At 53.1% G+C, this 14,859-nt stretch carries 9 protein-coding genes; 6 read left to right on the forward strand and 3 right to left on the reverse strand.

Annotation, left to right across the window (positions count from 1 at the left end; translation table 11 throughout):
- Nucleotides 1–8: 8 nt before the first annotated feature.
- Complete coding sequence (locus ACR3ZL_RS05500; protein WP_473648891.1) at nt 9–1,247, reverse strand: DUF1559 domain-containing protein; 1,239 nt, start codon at nt 1,245–1,247, stop codon at nt 9–11.
- Between the two features lie 320 nt (nt 1,248–1,567).
- Between ACR3ZL_RS05500 and ACR3ZL_RS05505 the strand changes: the two genes are divergently transcribed.
- From ACR3ZL_RS05505 to ACR3ZL_RS05525, 5 genes are all read left to right on the forward strand, one after another.
- A complete protein-coding gene (locus tag ACR3ZL_RS05505; RefSeq protein WP_473648890.1) occupies nt 1,568–2,053 on the forward strand; it encodes a sigma-70 family RNA polymerase sigma factor in 486 nt (161 codons plus the stop codon).
- A gap of 41 nt (nt 2,054–2,094) precedes the next feature.
- Nucleotides 2,095–7,254 (forward strand): glycoside hydrolase family 2 TIM barrel-domain containing protein, encoded by a 5,160-nt coding sequence (locus ACR3ZL_RS05510; RefSeq protein ID WP_473648889.1) that lies wholly within the window; start codon nt 2,095–2,097, stop codon nt 7,252–7,254.
- A gap of 279 nt (nt 7,255–7,533) precedes the next feature.
- The gene (locus ACR3ZL_RS05515; RefSeq protein ID WP_473648888.1) at nt 7,534–8,850 is read left to right on the forward strand and encodes a sulfatase-like hydrolase/transferase; all 1,317 of its coding nucleotides are present in this window, start codon (nt 7,534–7,536) and stop codon (nt 8,848–8,850) included.
- Between the two features lie 325 nt (nt 8,851–9,175).
- Entirely contained in the window at nt 9,176–11,272 is a 2,097-nt protein-coding gene (locus ACR3ZL_RS05520; RefSeq protein WP_473648887.1) for a sulfatase-like hydrolase/transferase, read from the forward strand.
- A gap of 90 nt (nt 11,273–11,362) precedes the next feature.
- Nucleotides 11,363–11,500: a hypothetical protein gene (locus ACR3ZL_RS05525; RefSeq protein ID WP_473648886.1), complete on the forward strand. Its 138-nt coding sequence runs from the start codon at nt 11,363–11,365 to the stop codon at nt 11,498–11,500.
- A gap of 5 nt (nt 11,501–11,505) precedes the next feature.
- Here ACR3ZL_RS05525 and mtaB read toward each other — a convergent pair whose 3' ends face one another.
- Both mtaB and ACR3ZL_RS05535 read right to left on the reverse strand, forming a co-directional pair.
- Complete coding sequence (gene mtaB, locus ACR3ZL_RS05530; RefSeq protein WP_486173259.1) at nt 11,506–12,816, reverse strand: tRNA (N(6)-L-threonylcarbamoyladenosine(37)-C(2))-methylthiotransferase MtaB; 1,311 nt, start codon at nt 12,814–12,816, stop codon at nt 11,506–11,508.
- A gap of 9 nt (nt 12,817–12,825) precedes the next feature.
- Entirely contained in the window at nt 12,826–13,194 is a 369-nt protein-coding gene (locus tag ACR3ZL_RS05535) for an ATP-dependent Clp protease adaptor ClpS (RefSeq protein WP_473648883.1), read from the reverse strand.
- A 224-nt stretch (nt 13,195–13,418) separates the two neighbouring features.
- Here ACR3ZL_RS05535 and ACR3ZL_RS05540 point away from each other — a divergent pair, with 224 nt between their 5' ends.
- Complete coding sequence (locus ACR3ZL_RS05540; RefSeq protein WP_486173260.1) at nt 13,419–14,819, forward strand: dipeptidase; 1,401 nt, start codon at nt 13,419–13,421, stop codon at nt 14,817–14,819.
- Nucleotides 14,820–14,859: the final 40 nt, after the last annotated feature.

The following is a 14,859-nucleotide window of genomic DNA, read 5'->3' on the forward strand; positions in this document are numbered from 1 at the left end:
GTGTTGGACTAGAGTTCTTCGTCGATAACTTCTTTGTACGCACGACTTCCTAAGGCACCCCAAAGTCCGTATGGGCTTCGGCCGCCAACGTTGTTGCTATTGCCGGTCGACTCGCTCTTCCAAGTCATGGCAGCGGTCTGGTTCCCAGCTTCGATGGAATCAGTGATAAACTTGACGGCACCGTCGCTCATAAGAACGTGGGCTCCTCCCTGGTGGCGACTGCTTGCCGACAAGGAACCGCCGTACAAGTTGTTGTTCTGGGCGAGACAAACCGGGCTGTTCGGTGGTCGAATGGTGGTGAAGCCGGTGAAGACTGGCGCGTAGTTCGCCCAACGATAACCTCGCTTTTCGGAAACAGTGAGGTATCGACTCGACGGAGTTGATGGATCCCAAAATTGTGGACGTTTTGCATCGATGTTCACATCGCAAGCCGATGGATTGTTGTAGACGTTGCCTTCGCCCGATGGATCGGTAGTGCTGCTGCTTGGTGGTTGACGTTTGATGGGATCGGTCCGAGTGTCGTTGTCCCCCAGATCGGTCACGATCTCGCCAGCCGCAATCGTATTGGCCAAACCATCGAGAATGTCGCGAAAGCGGGTGGTCCGACGAGCAACAAATACGCCACGGTGAGATGCACGTGACATTTCGACAAAGCCGGTGTTGGAATTACCAAATGCATCCAAGGCCGCTTCGTGCAACACGTACCCCGAATCGCCTAAGCAAGCGGCGTAGTTAGTTCGCCCCATCGAAGGCAGCCCCACGCCGGGATCGCTTGGGCAACGGAATGTGGGGATGTTGGTCATCCAAGGCACGTATTCCGTTTGCCATGGGATGGGGCCCATCGCACTCCAAGATCCCGACATCGTCGAGCCTTCGACGTTCAAACGACTTGGATTCGCAATTTGCTCCCATAGGGCTTGTCCTTCGACATAGGGGGTAAGCCCGACCAAGAAACTCAGCCGACGGGCGTTGTTGCCGCGTCCGGTTGTCTTGTGCCCGCCATCGCTACCGGTTCCAGAATCCGTTCCGCCACCATGGATCGGGATCTGCTTAAAGGCGGCGTGATAGTTGTGGATTCCCAGTCCGATTTGCTTGAAATTATTGCTGCAGGACATGCGGCGGGCCGCTTCGCGAGCCGCTTGGACGGCCGGCAATAGTAAACCGACTAGCACGCCGATGATCGCGATCACCACCAATAGCTCGACGAGAGTGAACGCTCTTCGCGTTCGGAAAGATGCATTGTTCAAATGTCTAGCTCCAAATTTTGGACGGGATCATGACGACCCACTCGGAAATGAGAGGAGATGTGTTCCCCCAACACATGGAAAGAACAGCTAGAAGAAGAACGCAACAAAAAAGTTCTGAATAAACAAAACTTGCGAGTCCAATGTTTTCCAGAAAAGTTTGTTGCATAATGGCGAGTTCGGCTCTTTTCTAATGATCGAGTCTGTGGAAATCAACAATCGCCTGAGCATTCAAGTTTATTCGGCCCTATCACAAGGAGGCGGCGATCGACAGAAACGGAAGCCACTCCTCGCGAACGGAGGAAGACCGCGAACAACAATATTTGTCTCTCTTTGACGGAAGTCGTCGAGTGATTCAGTTGTACCTGCGCAGTCTGTTGCCAACGCTTAACGATGTCGACGAGGTGTTCCAAGAAACCAGCTTGGTGACCTGGCGAGAGTTCGAGCAGTTCCAGTTGGGGACCAACTTTGGTGCTTGGGCGTGCTCGATCGCATTCAATCAAGTGCGGGCTTGGCGTACGAAGCAAAGCCGCGAGCGACTGCAATTCAGTGACAACATGACTCAGTTGTTATCCGCCGAATATCTCCAGAATTCTGACTACTACGACGACTATGTCCAGGCTCTCGACCAATGCGTTGAGAAGTTGCCACCTCATCAACGACTCCTGATTGATAAGCGGTGTCGGCAAGAGATGCCATTTGAAGCGATTGCCGTTGAAGTCAATCGACCTGAAGCATCGGTCCGTGTGATCGTTAGCCGCATTCGCAAGTCTTTGCGTGAATGTGTGAGCAGACGAGTAGACTCATGAAGCGAAATTCAAAACCGAAGCCAACACTTCGAGTGAAAAATATGAATGACAAAACAGATGAAACGTCAATCACATGGGATCGTTATATCGAACTGCGTGATCGCGCATTCGAAGATCATCCCAATGAAGAGGTGATGGCGGAATTGGAACAATTGGTTGCTGGCGACGATTCAATCCGTCGGGATTTCGCAGAATCGTGCCGCATGCAAGCGGTGCTTGCATATCCGCAAGGCGAGCCGCCATTGGCATCGGAACGAAGCCGCGTCCCCGTGGTTCACGCTAAATCCTCGTCGAAATCATGGATGCGTTCGCTAGTCAGTTCGTCGACCGGGATCGCCGCGGGGATTGTCTTTGCAATCGTTGGATTTTGGGGGTATCAGCAAGCAATGACGGTGCCGAACATTGGCGAAATCACACGTTTGCAAAGCTGCCGATGGAGCTTTTCCACGGTTCCCATTGTCGCTCGCTCGCCGCTCACACCGGGGCGTCTTGTCTTAGCGTCAGGCATCGCGGACATCCGAGTGGGATTGGTCGATTTGACGATGGAAGGCCCCGCTGATTTGGAACTGATCAGCGAGACTCGTTGCGTTGTTCACTCCGGTCGCATCTACGCTGACGTGCTTCCTGGCGGCGAAGGGTTCGAAGTCAAGACGCCCAATTCCACGTTCATTGATCGAGGGACGAAGTTCGGTGTCAACGTTACGCCTTGGGGAACGTCCGATCTAACGCTAATTAAAGGGCAAGTGGATGCGACACATCACCGAACGGGCAAGAGCATCTCGGTGACCTCCCAAGGAACCGTCCGCTTTACCGAAACCAGCATCGAGTCACCGAGTGGTCCTGTCGGTGAACCCGAGATTCGCGACTCGATCGCTAGTACGGTATCGCGTTCTGCAAATCGCGAGATCGTTCAAATCTCGACCGCGATTGGCGACGGGCGAGACGGCTATGTCTTAGCCGCTAAGAACGAACCGGCGAGTAAGCGACTTCCCGATACGTTGTTGGTCAAGGAGCCGCCTGATGAGTGGTGGGGAAGGCCATGGCGTCGCCGAGCTTACATGCACTTTGATCTGTCGTTTGTAGCAGGCGAAGATATTTGCGAGGCTAGCCTTCAACTTCAAGGTGTTTCCACGGGGATCGGATTTTTGTCGCTGACCCCAGATACGACGTTTGCCGTCTATGGACTCATTGATGAGTCGCAAGAAAATTGGACCGAAGAGTCACTGAGTTGGCAAACTTGTCCGGGGATGATGAACGATCGTGTGACCTTGGATCCTGTTGCGACCAAAAGGCTGGGGACTTTCGAGGTGCCGGTTTCTGAAACGGAACGGACCTTCCGAATGGACACTCAAGCGTTGCTCAATTTTTTGCGTAACGATACTAACGGCGGTGCGACCTTGATCTTGGTGTCCGAAACCAGCGGCGTGGACGGTTGCTATGTGCATGGCTTCGCCAGCAAGCGGCATTCGGAATTGACACCGCCCACCTTGCGTTTGGGGGTGAGTGAAGTGTCCGACCAGCCCACGCAGCCCCACGACTGGGAAAATGAGCAAGTCGTCGGTATCAATAAAGAGCCGCCTCGTGCCACATCGTTGCCCTATCCGGATCGTGAATCCGCCATTCTAGGGACGCCACATGCGACGCCATATTTCCAAACCCTTAATGGCGACTGGAAGTTTAAGTGGTCAAGCCAGCCCAGCGAGCGACCGGTAAACTTCTTTGAATCGAACTTTGATGCGAGTGCATGGGACAGCTTGCCGGTTCCTAGCAATTGGCAAATGCATGGGTACGGCGTGCCGGTTTACACCAACATTCGCTATCCCTTTCATGTGGATCCGCCCAACGTTATGGGGGAACCGCTTGATCACTTCACCAGTTTTACCGATCGCAACCCGGTTGGATCCTATCGGCGTGAGTTCACGGTGCCGGCATCCTGGGATGGACGGCAAACGTTCATTCAATTTGACGGTGTGGACTCGGCTTTCTATTTGTGGATCAATGGCAACCGGGTTGGATACAGCCAAGACAGTCGCACGCCAGCGACGTTCGATATTACCACCTATCTACAGCCAGGAAAGAACATCGTCGCCGCAGAAGTTTATCGCTATTGCGATGGTAGCTACTTGGAAGACCAAGATTTCTGGCGACTTAGTGGCATTTTTCGCGATGTGTATTTGTGGTCGGCGGACTCGGTGCGGATGCGTGATTTTTTTGTCACGACGGACTTCGACGACAACTACCGTGACGCAACACTGAACATTGATGTCGAGATCGCCAGCACTTCGACTCAACCGAAAAACATTTCTGTAACGGCTGAACTACTCGATGCCGATCAACGAGTCGTCTTCGACGAACTGGTGCAAAGCGGGACCGTCCAACCCGACGGCAAGCTCGAATTAAGTTTGACCCAACTTGTCCAGTCGCCCCGACCTTGGTCCGCTGAAAAACCTGATCTGTATCGGTTGTTGCTGACAATCAAAGATGAAGCGGGCAACGTGATCGAAGTCGCAACTTGCCAAGTCGGTTTTCGCGAGGTGGAAATCAAGGACCAGCGACTGCATGTCAACGGCCAGCCAATTGTCATCAAAGGCGTCAATCGACACGAGCACGATCCAGACACCGGGCACACTGTTTCAATTGCCTCGATGATCGCGGACATCAAGTTGATGAAACAATTCAATATCAATGCGGTACGGACCAGCCACTATCCCAATACGCCGAAGTGGTACGAGCTTTGTGACCAGTATGGTTTGTACGTCGTCGACGAAGCCAACATCGAATCGCATGGAATGGGCTATGGTGAGAAGTCGCTAGCGAAAGATCCTAAATGGGGATTGGCTCATATGGAAAGAACGCAGCGTATGGTCGAGCGTGACAAGAATCACCCTTCGATCATTATCTGGTCGCTTGGGAACGAAGCTGGTAACGGGGTAAACTTCTTAGCGGACTACGACTGGATTAAAGCCCGCGATCCTTCACGCCCGGTTCAGTATGAACAAGCCGGATTCAATGGTCGCAACACGGATATTCGCTGTCCCATGTATGCGACAATCAAGCGGATGGTGCAGTACGCAACTGGCAAACCCGATCGACCGTTGATTCAGTGCGAGTACGCTCATGCAATGGGCAATAGCGTTGGTGATTTTCAAGATTACTGGGACGCCATCGAATCGCACCCGCACCTTCAAGGTGGATTCATTTGGGATTGGGTGGACCAGGGAATCCGTAAGCCGGTACCACCGGTGATTCGAGTTCGACACCAAAATGATGCGGCCAAGTATGCAACGGTGATTGGGAAATTGGACGAAAACCAGGGCGTCACTGGGCCGGTGGTTGTCGAATCGGACGAGGCGTTGCAAATCGTGGATGAACTCACGCTGGAAGTGGTCGTCAAAGGTCAGCATGTCGAGACGTATTGCCCACTGATCTCCAAAGGAGATCACCAGTATCTGTTGCGTCTGGATAGCAGCGGTATCTGCTTCTCGCTGTACTCCGACGGCTGGTACGTTGTGCGAGTCTTGTCAGCCGACGTGGATCTAAGTGATGGATTTAGTCGAATCACCGCTACCTACGATGGTCACTCCATGCGGTTGTATGTCAATGGCAAGCTGAAGAGCGAAGTCGAATTGGAGACGAAGATCGCGACCAGTCGTTACCCCGTCAATATTGGCCGCAATTCGGAGGTGACCGAACGAGTTGCCATCACGCCTATTCGTGAGGCGAAAATCTACAACCGATCGTTAACGGCGAAGGAGGTCGCGGTTGTCGAGTCGCGATCCGATACCGGATTGGTTTTGGACTTAGACCTTCGCCAGACGGAGGTGTCGGAAGCCTCGTCGGACGACGAAACCTACTTTGCCTACGGTGGTGATTTTGGTGATCAGCCCAATGACGCTAATTTCTGTATGAACGGATTGGTGCAGCCCGATCGCCAGCTCAATCCCCATATTTGGGAAGTCAAAAAGGTGCATCAGAACATCAAGACTGATGCGGTGAACGTGCAGGCAGGAAAGTTCCGAGTCCAAAACAAGTATGTCTTCACCAACCTGAACGAGTTCAAGGCGACGTGGGAAATCCGCTGTGACGGAGCCGTCTTTCAAGCGGGGGAACTGGAACCGCTGAGCGTTCCGCCAATGACGAGCGAGGAAATTGTTTTGCCGATCGCGGATCTGGATATGCCAGAAGGTGAGTGTCTGCTAACGCTCTCATTTTCCCTTGGCGACGATACCGCTTGGGCTCCTACCGGACATCGACTTGCTTGGGATCAGTTTCAAATTCGTTCAGGTAAAGAATCGACGCCTAGTGAAGCGGTCGAAAAACAAAGTATCGAGACCGGTAACGTGAAAGTGATCGAAGACAATGACGACCGCATCCGAATTGCCGCCAATCAAACACGAGCCGTCGTGGATAAACGCTCGGGGCTACTAACATCCATCGAAATCGCTGGCCGAGAGTGTTTGATTGAACCGGTGCGTCCCAACTTTTGGAAGGCGCCCAACGACAATCAATACGGCAACCAATATGTTCAGCGACTTGGTGTTTGGCGGGAAGAATCATCTCGGCGTCAGGCGATTGAAGTTATTGTTGAAAAGGAAGTCGGTCGCGTGGTGGTGCTAGTGGATTCCACCCTGCCAATCGGTTCGTCCAAGCATCAATTGAAGTATGTCCTTACCGGCGACGGAAAGATTCAGGTTGAGATGAGCTACGAACCTGGCGAAGGTAAGCTGCCATCGTTACCTCGGTTTGGGATGCAGTGGAGTGTTCCACGCCAGATGGACCAAGTGTCTTGGTACGGACGCGGACCTCATGAAACTTACAGCGATCGCAAGACTAGCGGAGAGATAGCCAAGTACCAATTTTCGGCTGACCAAATGATCTTTCCGTATTGCCGGACGCAAGACACGGGGAACCGGACCGACGTGCGCTGGATCACGCTGACGGAGGCGAGCGGGCAAGGAATCAAGGTGATGAGTGACACGCCCTTTAGTGCGAGCGTTTTGCCTTGCAATGTGCAGGACTTAGAAACGTCGACGCACCCGTATAACTTGCGGCGGCAAGACTTCAATGTCTTCAATATCGATTCCAAACTTCACGGTGTCGGTGGCGACAACAGTTGGGGGGCCAAAACGCATCCGCAGTACACGTTGCCCGGTGACCAACCGCACCATCTCGCATTTGCGATTGTTCCGCTCTTACCGTAGTTTGCAAAATCCCGGCGATCGAACGGCTAGGTTCAGCAAACGCAATAGAGTTGTTTGCTAACCACCAGTCCAGCGACCAATTGGTTTGGATGAGGCTTCACGCACGATTCAGTGGGTTTAGCACCCGCATTCTGGTTCGAGGTGCGCGTTCTGTGTCGATTTGTCATCGTGAGAAAAATGTGGAGACGTCTTTTAAGATCGGGCTAAGCTGGCGAGGATAGACAGCGTCGAAACGTGAGTCCCGACGTAGAACGCATCCAAAACATCAATGAGATTCAAATGAGAAGATTCTGTTCGCTAGTCGCTTTGTTGTTTGTCTTCTCGTGTCAGTGGGTCGATGCCGGTCAGCCGAATATTGTTTTCTTACTGAGCGACGACCAAGCATGGAACGACTATGGGTTCATGGGACACCCCCACGTTCAGACGCCGAATCTTGATGCGTTGGCAAGTTCAGGATTGTTATACGAACGCGGTTATGTGACGGCGCCTTTATGCCGTCCTTCGTTGGCGAGTTTGGCATCCGGGCTTTACCCGCATCAAACCCGAATACGTGGCAATGATCCTGTCCTGCCCAAAGGAGCAAGTCGTCGTGATGCCAGTGGCAGAGCGATTGCAACGGAATATCGAAATCGAATGACGGCTCCGGTGGCTGAGTTGCCATCGTTCATTCAGTTGTTGAAAGCAAACGGCTACGCCACATTGCAAACCGGCAAGTGGTGGGAGGGCAATCCCCTAGATCATGGTTTCACCGACGCAATGACGCATGGCGACCCGACACGTGGTGGTCGACATGGCGATGTCGGTTTGAAAATTGGTCGCGAAACGATGAAGCCCATTTATGATTTTGTTGACAAAGCAGACGCAAGCAACCAGCCGTTCTTTATCTGGTATGGAGTGTTCTTACCGCACACGCCACACAATGCACCGGATCGATTGTTTAACAAGTACAAAGATATCGCACCCAATGAGTCGACGGCGAAGTACTGGGCAAATATCGAGTGGCTGGACGAAGGTTGTGGTCAAATCGTCAATCATCTGAAGCAGAAAGGTCTCTACGAGGACACCCTTTTCGTATACACGTGCGATAACGGATGGCTGCCCGATCCAACGAGAGTCGGCAGGTTCATTCGGTCGAAACGTGAGCCTGTTGAAGCAGGAATTCGCACGCCAATTTTTGTCACGCACAGCCAAAGTATTCAGCCGCAGCGTGACACCGATACCTTGGCGAGCAACATCGATATTGCGACCACCATCCTGCAAGCGTGTGGCATTCAGCCGCCTGCTGAAATGTCAGGTTTGGATTTGCGATCTCCTGAGCAATTGCAAGCTCGCGATCGAGTTTTTGTGGATGTCTATGATCATGATAGCGATCTGGATCAACTCGATGATCTCGATAGCGGATTGCATGCGAGGGTGGTCATCGATGGCTGGGATAAGCTGATTCGTTATCCAAGCAAGGTCGCGTTGTTTGATCTGAAGAGTGATCTCGACGACCGCAAAGACCTGTCAGCGGAGGATCAAGCGAATGTTGCTCGTTTGTCAGACAGGATGGACAAATGGCTTGAAAACACTCCGCCTCATGCTAAATCTTTATGAGCTTAGTCAGGATGAGTTAAGAGAGATCGAACGAACTCTCGCCGATTTGCGCCGGCAAATCGGGACCGCGTTTCGATGAGTTTGAATCGCCCACGGATTTGATTCGGGCCTCGAACATCCAGTGCGACTCAACCGTGTTCGTGTTATTCTGGGAAGCCGATCTGGTTCGTCATCTCCGCTTACTTCTTGATTTGCTTTCGACTGACCTGTCTCTTTGTATCAGTCGTTGTTTCACGGACTCTATATGAGTGGTCGGCGTCATTGAATGAAATGTTGCCAGATGAGCTATTTGAACGGCATCCGCTAACCGAAAACGAAAAGTTTGATGTTTCACTTTCAACCCATGACCATCACAGTCGCTGTCATCCTAGCGCAGTTGTTCTCGACGACGGCGCTGAAAGCGGAGGCCAAAGAACAGCCCAACGTGATCTTCATTCTTTGTGACGATCTGGGATGGGGAGACCTGGGCGTCTTTCACCAGAACGGATCCAAACACGACAAAAAGTTCTCGACTCCGTATCTCGACCAGATGGCCAGTGACGGTGCACAGCTTCGCAACCATTACTGTCCTGCACCGGTTTGTGCCCCCAGTCGGGCATCGCTGTTGTTGGGTGTGCATCAAGGTAACTGCGAAATTCGCGACAACCAATTCGACAAAAAGCTGCCGGACAATCACACGTTAGGTACGGTGATGAAATCGGCTGGTTACGCGACCGCAATCATCGGAAAGTACGGACAGCAAGGAGAGAAGAAGGGGACGAAGAAAGACCTTCAGGGAAGCGTGCAAAGGTGGGCTAGTTATCCAACCAAGCGAGGATTTGATGAGTTTCTCGGTTCGGTTCGGCATGCCGACGGGCACGTGCACTACGCGGCCAACAATTGGCCGTTGGGTAATTCCAAGCCGCATCAAGGTACCAAGGAGGTTTGGCATAACGACGAGGAAATCTCGGCCAAACTCGATAAGTGCTATTCGACCGACCTGTTTACTGCCTATGCAAAACATTGGATTGGTAAGCAAATTGATGAAGGTGACAAGCCGTTCTTTCTGTACCTCGCCTATGACACGCCGCACGCCGCGTTGCAGGTTCCCACGATGGCTTACCCCGAAGGACAGGGTGTTCACGGTGGGGTGCAGTGGATCGGTCAGGAAGGTCAGATGATCAACACCGCCAAGGGAACGATCGACTCGTATCGCCATGAAGAGTACACCGGGAAGGGCTGGTCCGACGTGGAAGAACGCTTCGCAACGATGGTTCGCCGGATCGATGATTCGGTAGGCGATCTATTGCAAACGTTGAAGGAACTTGACATCGCGGAAAATACGCTGGTCGTCTTTAGCAGTGACAATGGCCCTCACAAAGAATCCTATATCAAAGGTGCCAACTACAACCCAACCTCGTTCCAATCCTACGGTCCTTTTGACGGAATCAAACGTGATACTTGGGAGGGCGGCATTCGAGTGCCAACGTTGGCGTGGTGGCCTAGCAGAATTCCCGCGAAGACGATCGATACCAGTCCCAGCCAGTTTCATGATTGGATGGCGACTTTCGCTGATGTTGCCGGCACATCACCGCCCGCGATTTGTGACGGTGTGACATTGCTGCCTACGCTGACGAACTCTGGCGATCGGGATGCAAGCACCGTTTACGTTGAGTACTCGCAAAGCGGCAAGACACCAGCGTTTGAAGACTTTGAAGCTCGCAAGCAAGGTCGGCGTCGAAAGCAGATGCAGGTCTTGATGCTGGGTGGATTTAAAGGCATCCGGACCGACATCGAAAGTCACGATTCCGCATTTGAAATCTACGACCTGCATAAGGATCCGAGTGAAAAGAACAATTTGGCGAACACTTCCAGTGCGATGAGGGAGTTGCAGAAACAAATGCGAGCGGAGGTTTTGCGATTGCGTCGAACCAATCCGACCGCACCGCGACCTTACGATGGTGAACCAATCGCTGCGTTACCGTCGCAGCCAACTCGACCGGGTATTTTGGTCGATTCGCGAACCGGTGCGTTTCAATACGTGCCCGCCTTTGATTCGCTATCGGATCGAGCCAGCAATCTGCAAATTGTCCAAGATCCACATCAATACGTTGCGTCGCTCGACACGAAGCAATTGGCAGATGTCTATCACTTTGAGGGCTACATCACGGTGCCGGAAACGGGCGAAGTTGCTTTCGAATTCCGCTCGGACACACCCGCCTTTGTCCGTATCCACAAAACCGTTTTGATCGATAACGACTTTCAACACCGCGCTGATCGAAAGCGTTCCACTCGGCTATCGCTTGAACAGGGGAGCCATCCCATTGAAATAACGATCTTGGGTGATGAGACCAAGCCAGCTTGGCAACTGACCGGTTCACTTGTTGGCCAACCCGATGAAGAAATCGTTTCGGGAAAGTGGCGAATACCAACGGGCAGGTAGTTCGATCTCTCGTTTTGAAGGGAATCAAAATTCGATTCTACCTTTTAGCCGAGTTATCGCTTTGATCGAAGTTAGCTCTTCGAGTGTGGGATGAGATCCATCTATTCGATCGCACGTCTTCCTGCCGCAATTCACTTCGCCTCATTCACCACACTTTGCCTCATTTACTGGGGCGGCGGATTCACGACTCAAGAGCGGCCGACGCTATCTAAGAAGGCTCTTGCTTGAGGCTGCTAGGATTCGATTGACAGGCCAAGCGTGTCCTGGTCCGCCGATACGACCTTGGTTTGCAGTAGTCGGTTTTCGAACTGATTCACGTCGGTGTCAGGTTCCAGCTGGATAGCTTGAGCCAGTGGTAGCGTGGCCGTCGCGTATCGGTCGGTGGTGCCAACCAGGAAGCCGTTCTCTTTATCGACGCTTTCAACCAGCAGTTCGGCGTTTGAGCCTAGGAGGGTTTGGTAGTAGTCGCCTCGTAGTTCGGCTTCAAGTTCCTGCAAGCGATCAACCCGTTCCGCCTTGAGTTGTTTATCGACTTGGTTGGGCATGTCGGCTGCGGGGGTTCCGCGTCGTTTCGAAAACGGGAACACGTGAATTTTGGAAAACCTGGCCTGTCGGCAAGTCTGCAACGTCTGTTCAAATTCGTCGTCGGTTTCGCCGGGGAAGCCAACAATGACATCGGTCGTGATCGCTGGGTTGTCCAGCGATTGACGCAGTAGGTTGCATCGATCCAGGAACATCCGGGAACTCCAGCGGCGTCGCATGCGGCGAAGCACACTGTCGCTACCACTTTGTAAACATAAATGCATGTGCGGAACGATTTTGTCAGCGTGTTCGGCCATCACACCGATTAACTCTCGAGTTACCTCAGTGGCCTCGATACTGCTTAAGCGAATTCGGAACTCGCCTGGGATGTTTGCCAGTCGGACCAGCAGGTGTGACAGCCGGATCCAGTTTTCACGAGGCTGGTTACGATTCCAATCCACGCCGAAATGGCCTAGATGAATTCCGGTCAAGATGACTTCGCGGTGCCCAGCGTCGACCAGATCGGTGACTTCAGCAACGATGTGGTCCATCGGGCGACTGGCCAGTTTCGGCCGCACCATTGGGATGATGCAGTAGCTGCATCGCAACAGGCAACCGTCTTGGACCTTCACGTAGGCTCGCTTACGACCGGCGAATCCGCGCAAGCCCGTTGGAATGTCGATCACGCCAAAGCGGCCCATCAGGTCGCCCAGTTCGCGTTTGTCTTCAAGGACCTCGACGACGCCAGGTAGCTTGGCAACTTCGTCGGGCGCTCGGGTCGCGTAGCAACCCATCACGACGATCCGGGCGTCAGGATTGTCCCGCGCCATGCGGCGGATCACCTGGCGACTTTTAGCGTCGCCGGTATCCGTCACCGTGCACGTATTTACGACGCACAGATCAGCCTTGTCTTGGCCGCTGGCGTCTTCGTAGCCAATCGTTGACAGCCCCTGGCGAACCAGTTCAGTCTCGTATTGATTGACTTTACATCCAAGCGTGTGAACGCGCAGCTTCGCCGTCATCGATACTGATTAACCTTCGGCCGGTTCGATCGTTGCAGACATGCTTCCTTTGCATCGCGACAGTAATTCGTCCTTGCCAAATGCGTGGATTTGATCGCGTTTCAGCTCAGCCAATTCCATCGTCGTTGTCATGCAAATCGCACGACCACTGCGGTCGACTTCCTTGGCTACCTGGAATCCCTTTTCGATGGGCATGCGAAACAACCGCTTCATCATCAGCACGACGTACTCGTAGCTGTGATCGGCGTCATCCCACAAAATCACATGGTAGGGAGGCTGCTTTTTAGGCTTGTTGTCGGTTCGTTGTTGTCGTTCGGTTTCCGGTTCCGCCACCGCTACCGTAACGACTTCGTCAAAAATGCTTTGTTCGTCGGACATTCATAAACTCCTTGCTCGATCCTCGATCAGCCCGTTATTGTAGCGCGGTCGGATTGCACCTGTTAGACCCGAAATGAGGTTTTTTCCGAAGGTTGCTAGTTCGTGCTAGCACGAATTCCCCAGCCGATAGGCATTCCCGATTCGGTAAAGCACTCGGCAATCCGCTCAAATTGCCAGCGTTATCGTAGTCCAGTTCAATTTCATTCCATCCAAATTCAATAGCTATGTCTGTGCGCCCCTCAGTGCTTCCTCAGGACCTTACAAGCACCCTGAATGCCAATGCCGCGCGATACGAAGAGGATTTGTTTGAATGGCTGAAAATCCCCAGTATCAGTAGCGATTCACGCCGCCGAGAAGAGACGCACCAAGCGGCGGATTGGTTGCTGAAGAAGATGCAAGCGGCGGGTTTGAAAACTGAATTGATCCCCACCGATGGTTTCCCACTGATCTATGCGGAAACGCCGGCTCCGGAGCAAAATGAGGGCTCGCCGACACCCGTCGCGCTGGTTTACGGGCACTACGATGTGCAGCCCCCCGAGCCGCTGGATTTGTGGACTACACCGCCGTTTGAGCCTACGGTTCGCGACGGAAAAGTCTACGCTCGTGGGGCGACGGACGACAAAGGGCAAGTGTTGACACACGTATTGGCGGTTTGTGAATGGCTGCAATGCGACAAGCCGCTTCCGATGCAGGTCAAGTTTTTGATCGAGGGGGAAGAAGAGGTGGGCAGTCTGAATCTGGAAGCTCACCTTCCGAAGTTGGCTGAAAAGCTTGCGTGCGATGTGGTCGTTGTCAGCGATTCGAGTCAATACGCGGTGGGAAGGCCGGCGATCACCTGCGGGCTACGAGGAATCGCGACCTATGAACTGAACGTCCAGGGACCGAGCCATGATTTGCATAGCGGTTCGTTTGGTGGTGCGGTGGTCAATCCAGCGATGGCTTTGTGCCGGTTGATGGCGAGCATGAAGGATGAGGAAGGCGCTATCGCAATCGAGGGATTTTACGATGATGTGCAACCGATTCCCGCGATCGAGCGTGAATCGTGGAAGTCACTGGGCAGCAACGATGACGATTTTGCTGAGAGCGTGGGTGCGGTCGATGTGGGCGGCGAGCCAGGGTTCACGACCGATGAACGCCGTTGGGCTCGACCGTCATTGGATATCAATGGTTTGACATCCGGGCATCAAGGCGAAGGTGTCAAAACGGTGTTGCCTGCGAAGGCGTCAGCGAAGTTCAGTTTTCGACTGGTCCCCGGCCAGGATCCCAAGAAGGTGACGCGAATGCTGCAAGAACATTTGCAGGAGCATTGTCCTGACGGTGTTAAGCTGATGCTCAAGCCTGACCACGGTGCCGCTGCGATGCTCGCGGACGCGAATAGCCCGTTTACTCAAGCCGCGTCGCTGGCGATCGAAGAAGCCTTTGGAGTTGCTCCCGTGATGATCCGCGAGGGTGGCTCGATCCCCATTTTGGCTACGTTCCAAGAGTCGTTGAAATGCGACGTCTTGTTGTTGGGATGGGGGCAGAACGATGACGGAGCTCACAGCCCCGACGAAAAGTTCTCGCTGAAGGACTTTCACCGCGGTGTCCACGCGTCGGCTGCTTTGTGGCAAACGATGGTTCAGTAATCCGGCGTTGCTTCGTTCGTTACTCTAGGCTTTTAGCCTG

Source organism: Rhodopirellula sp. J20-39, assembly GCF_057365095.1.

What these genes read in the sequence shown, in the direction of transcription:
- mtaB (WP_486173259.1), bottom strand. Translation starts at nt 12,816, where the DNA reads ATGACGGCGAAGCTGCGCGTTCACACGCTTGGATGTAAAGTCAATCAA.
- ACR3ZL_RS05510 (WP_473648889.1), top strand. Translation starts at nt 2,095, where the DNA reads ATGAATGACAAAACAGATGAAACGTCAATCACATGGGATCGTTATATC.
- ACR3ZL_RS05515 (WP_473648888.1), top strand. Translation starts at nt 7,534, where the DNA reads ATGAGAAGATTCTGTTCGCTAGTCGCTTTGTTGTTTGTCTTCTCGTGT.
- ACR3ZL_RS05540 (WP_486173260.1), top strand. Translation starts at nt 13,419, where the DNA reads ATGTCTGTGCGCCCCTCAGTGCTTCCTCAGGACCTTACAAGCACCCTG.
- ACR3ZL_RS05535 (WP_473648883.1), bottom strand. Translation starts at nt 13,194, where the DNA reads ATGTCCGACGAACAAAGCATTTTTGACGAAGTCGTTACGGTAGCGGTG.
- ACR3ZL_RS05520 (WP_473648887.1), top strand. Translation starts at nt 9,176, where the DNA reads ATGTTTCACTTTCAACCCATGACCATCACAGTCGCTGTCATCCTAGCG.
- ACR3ZL_RS05525 (WP_473648886.1), top strand. Translation starts at nt 11,363, where the DNA reads ATGAGATCCATCTATTCGATCGCACGTCTTCCTGCCGCAATTCACTTC.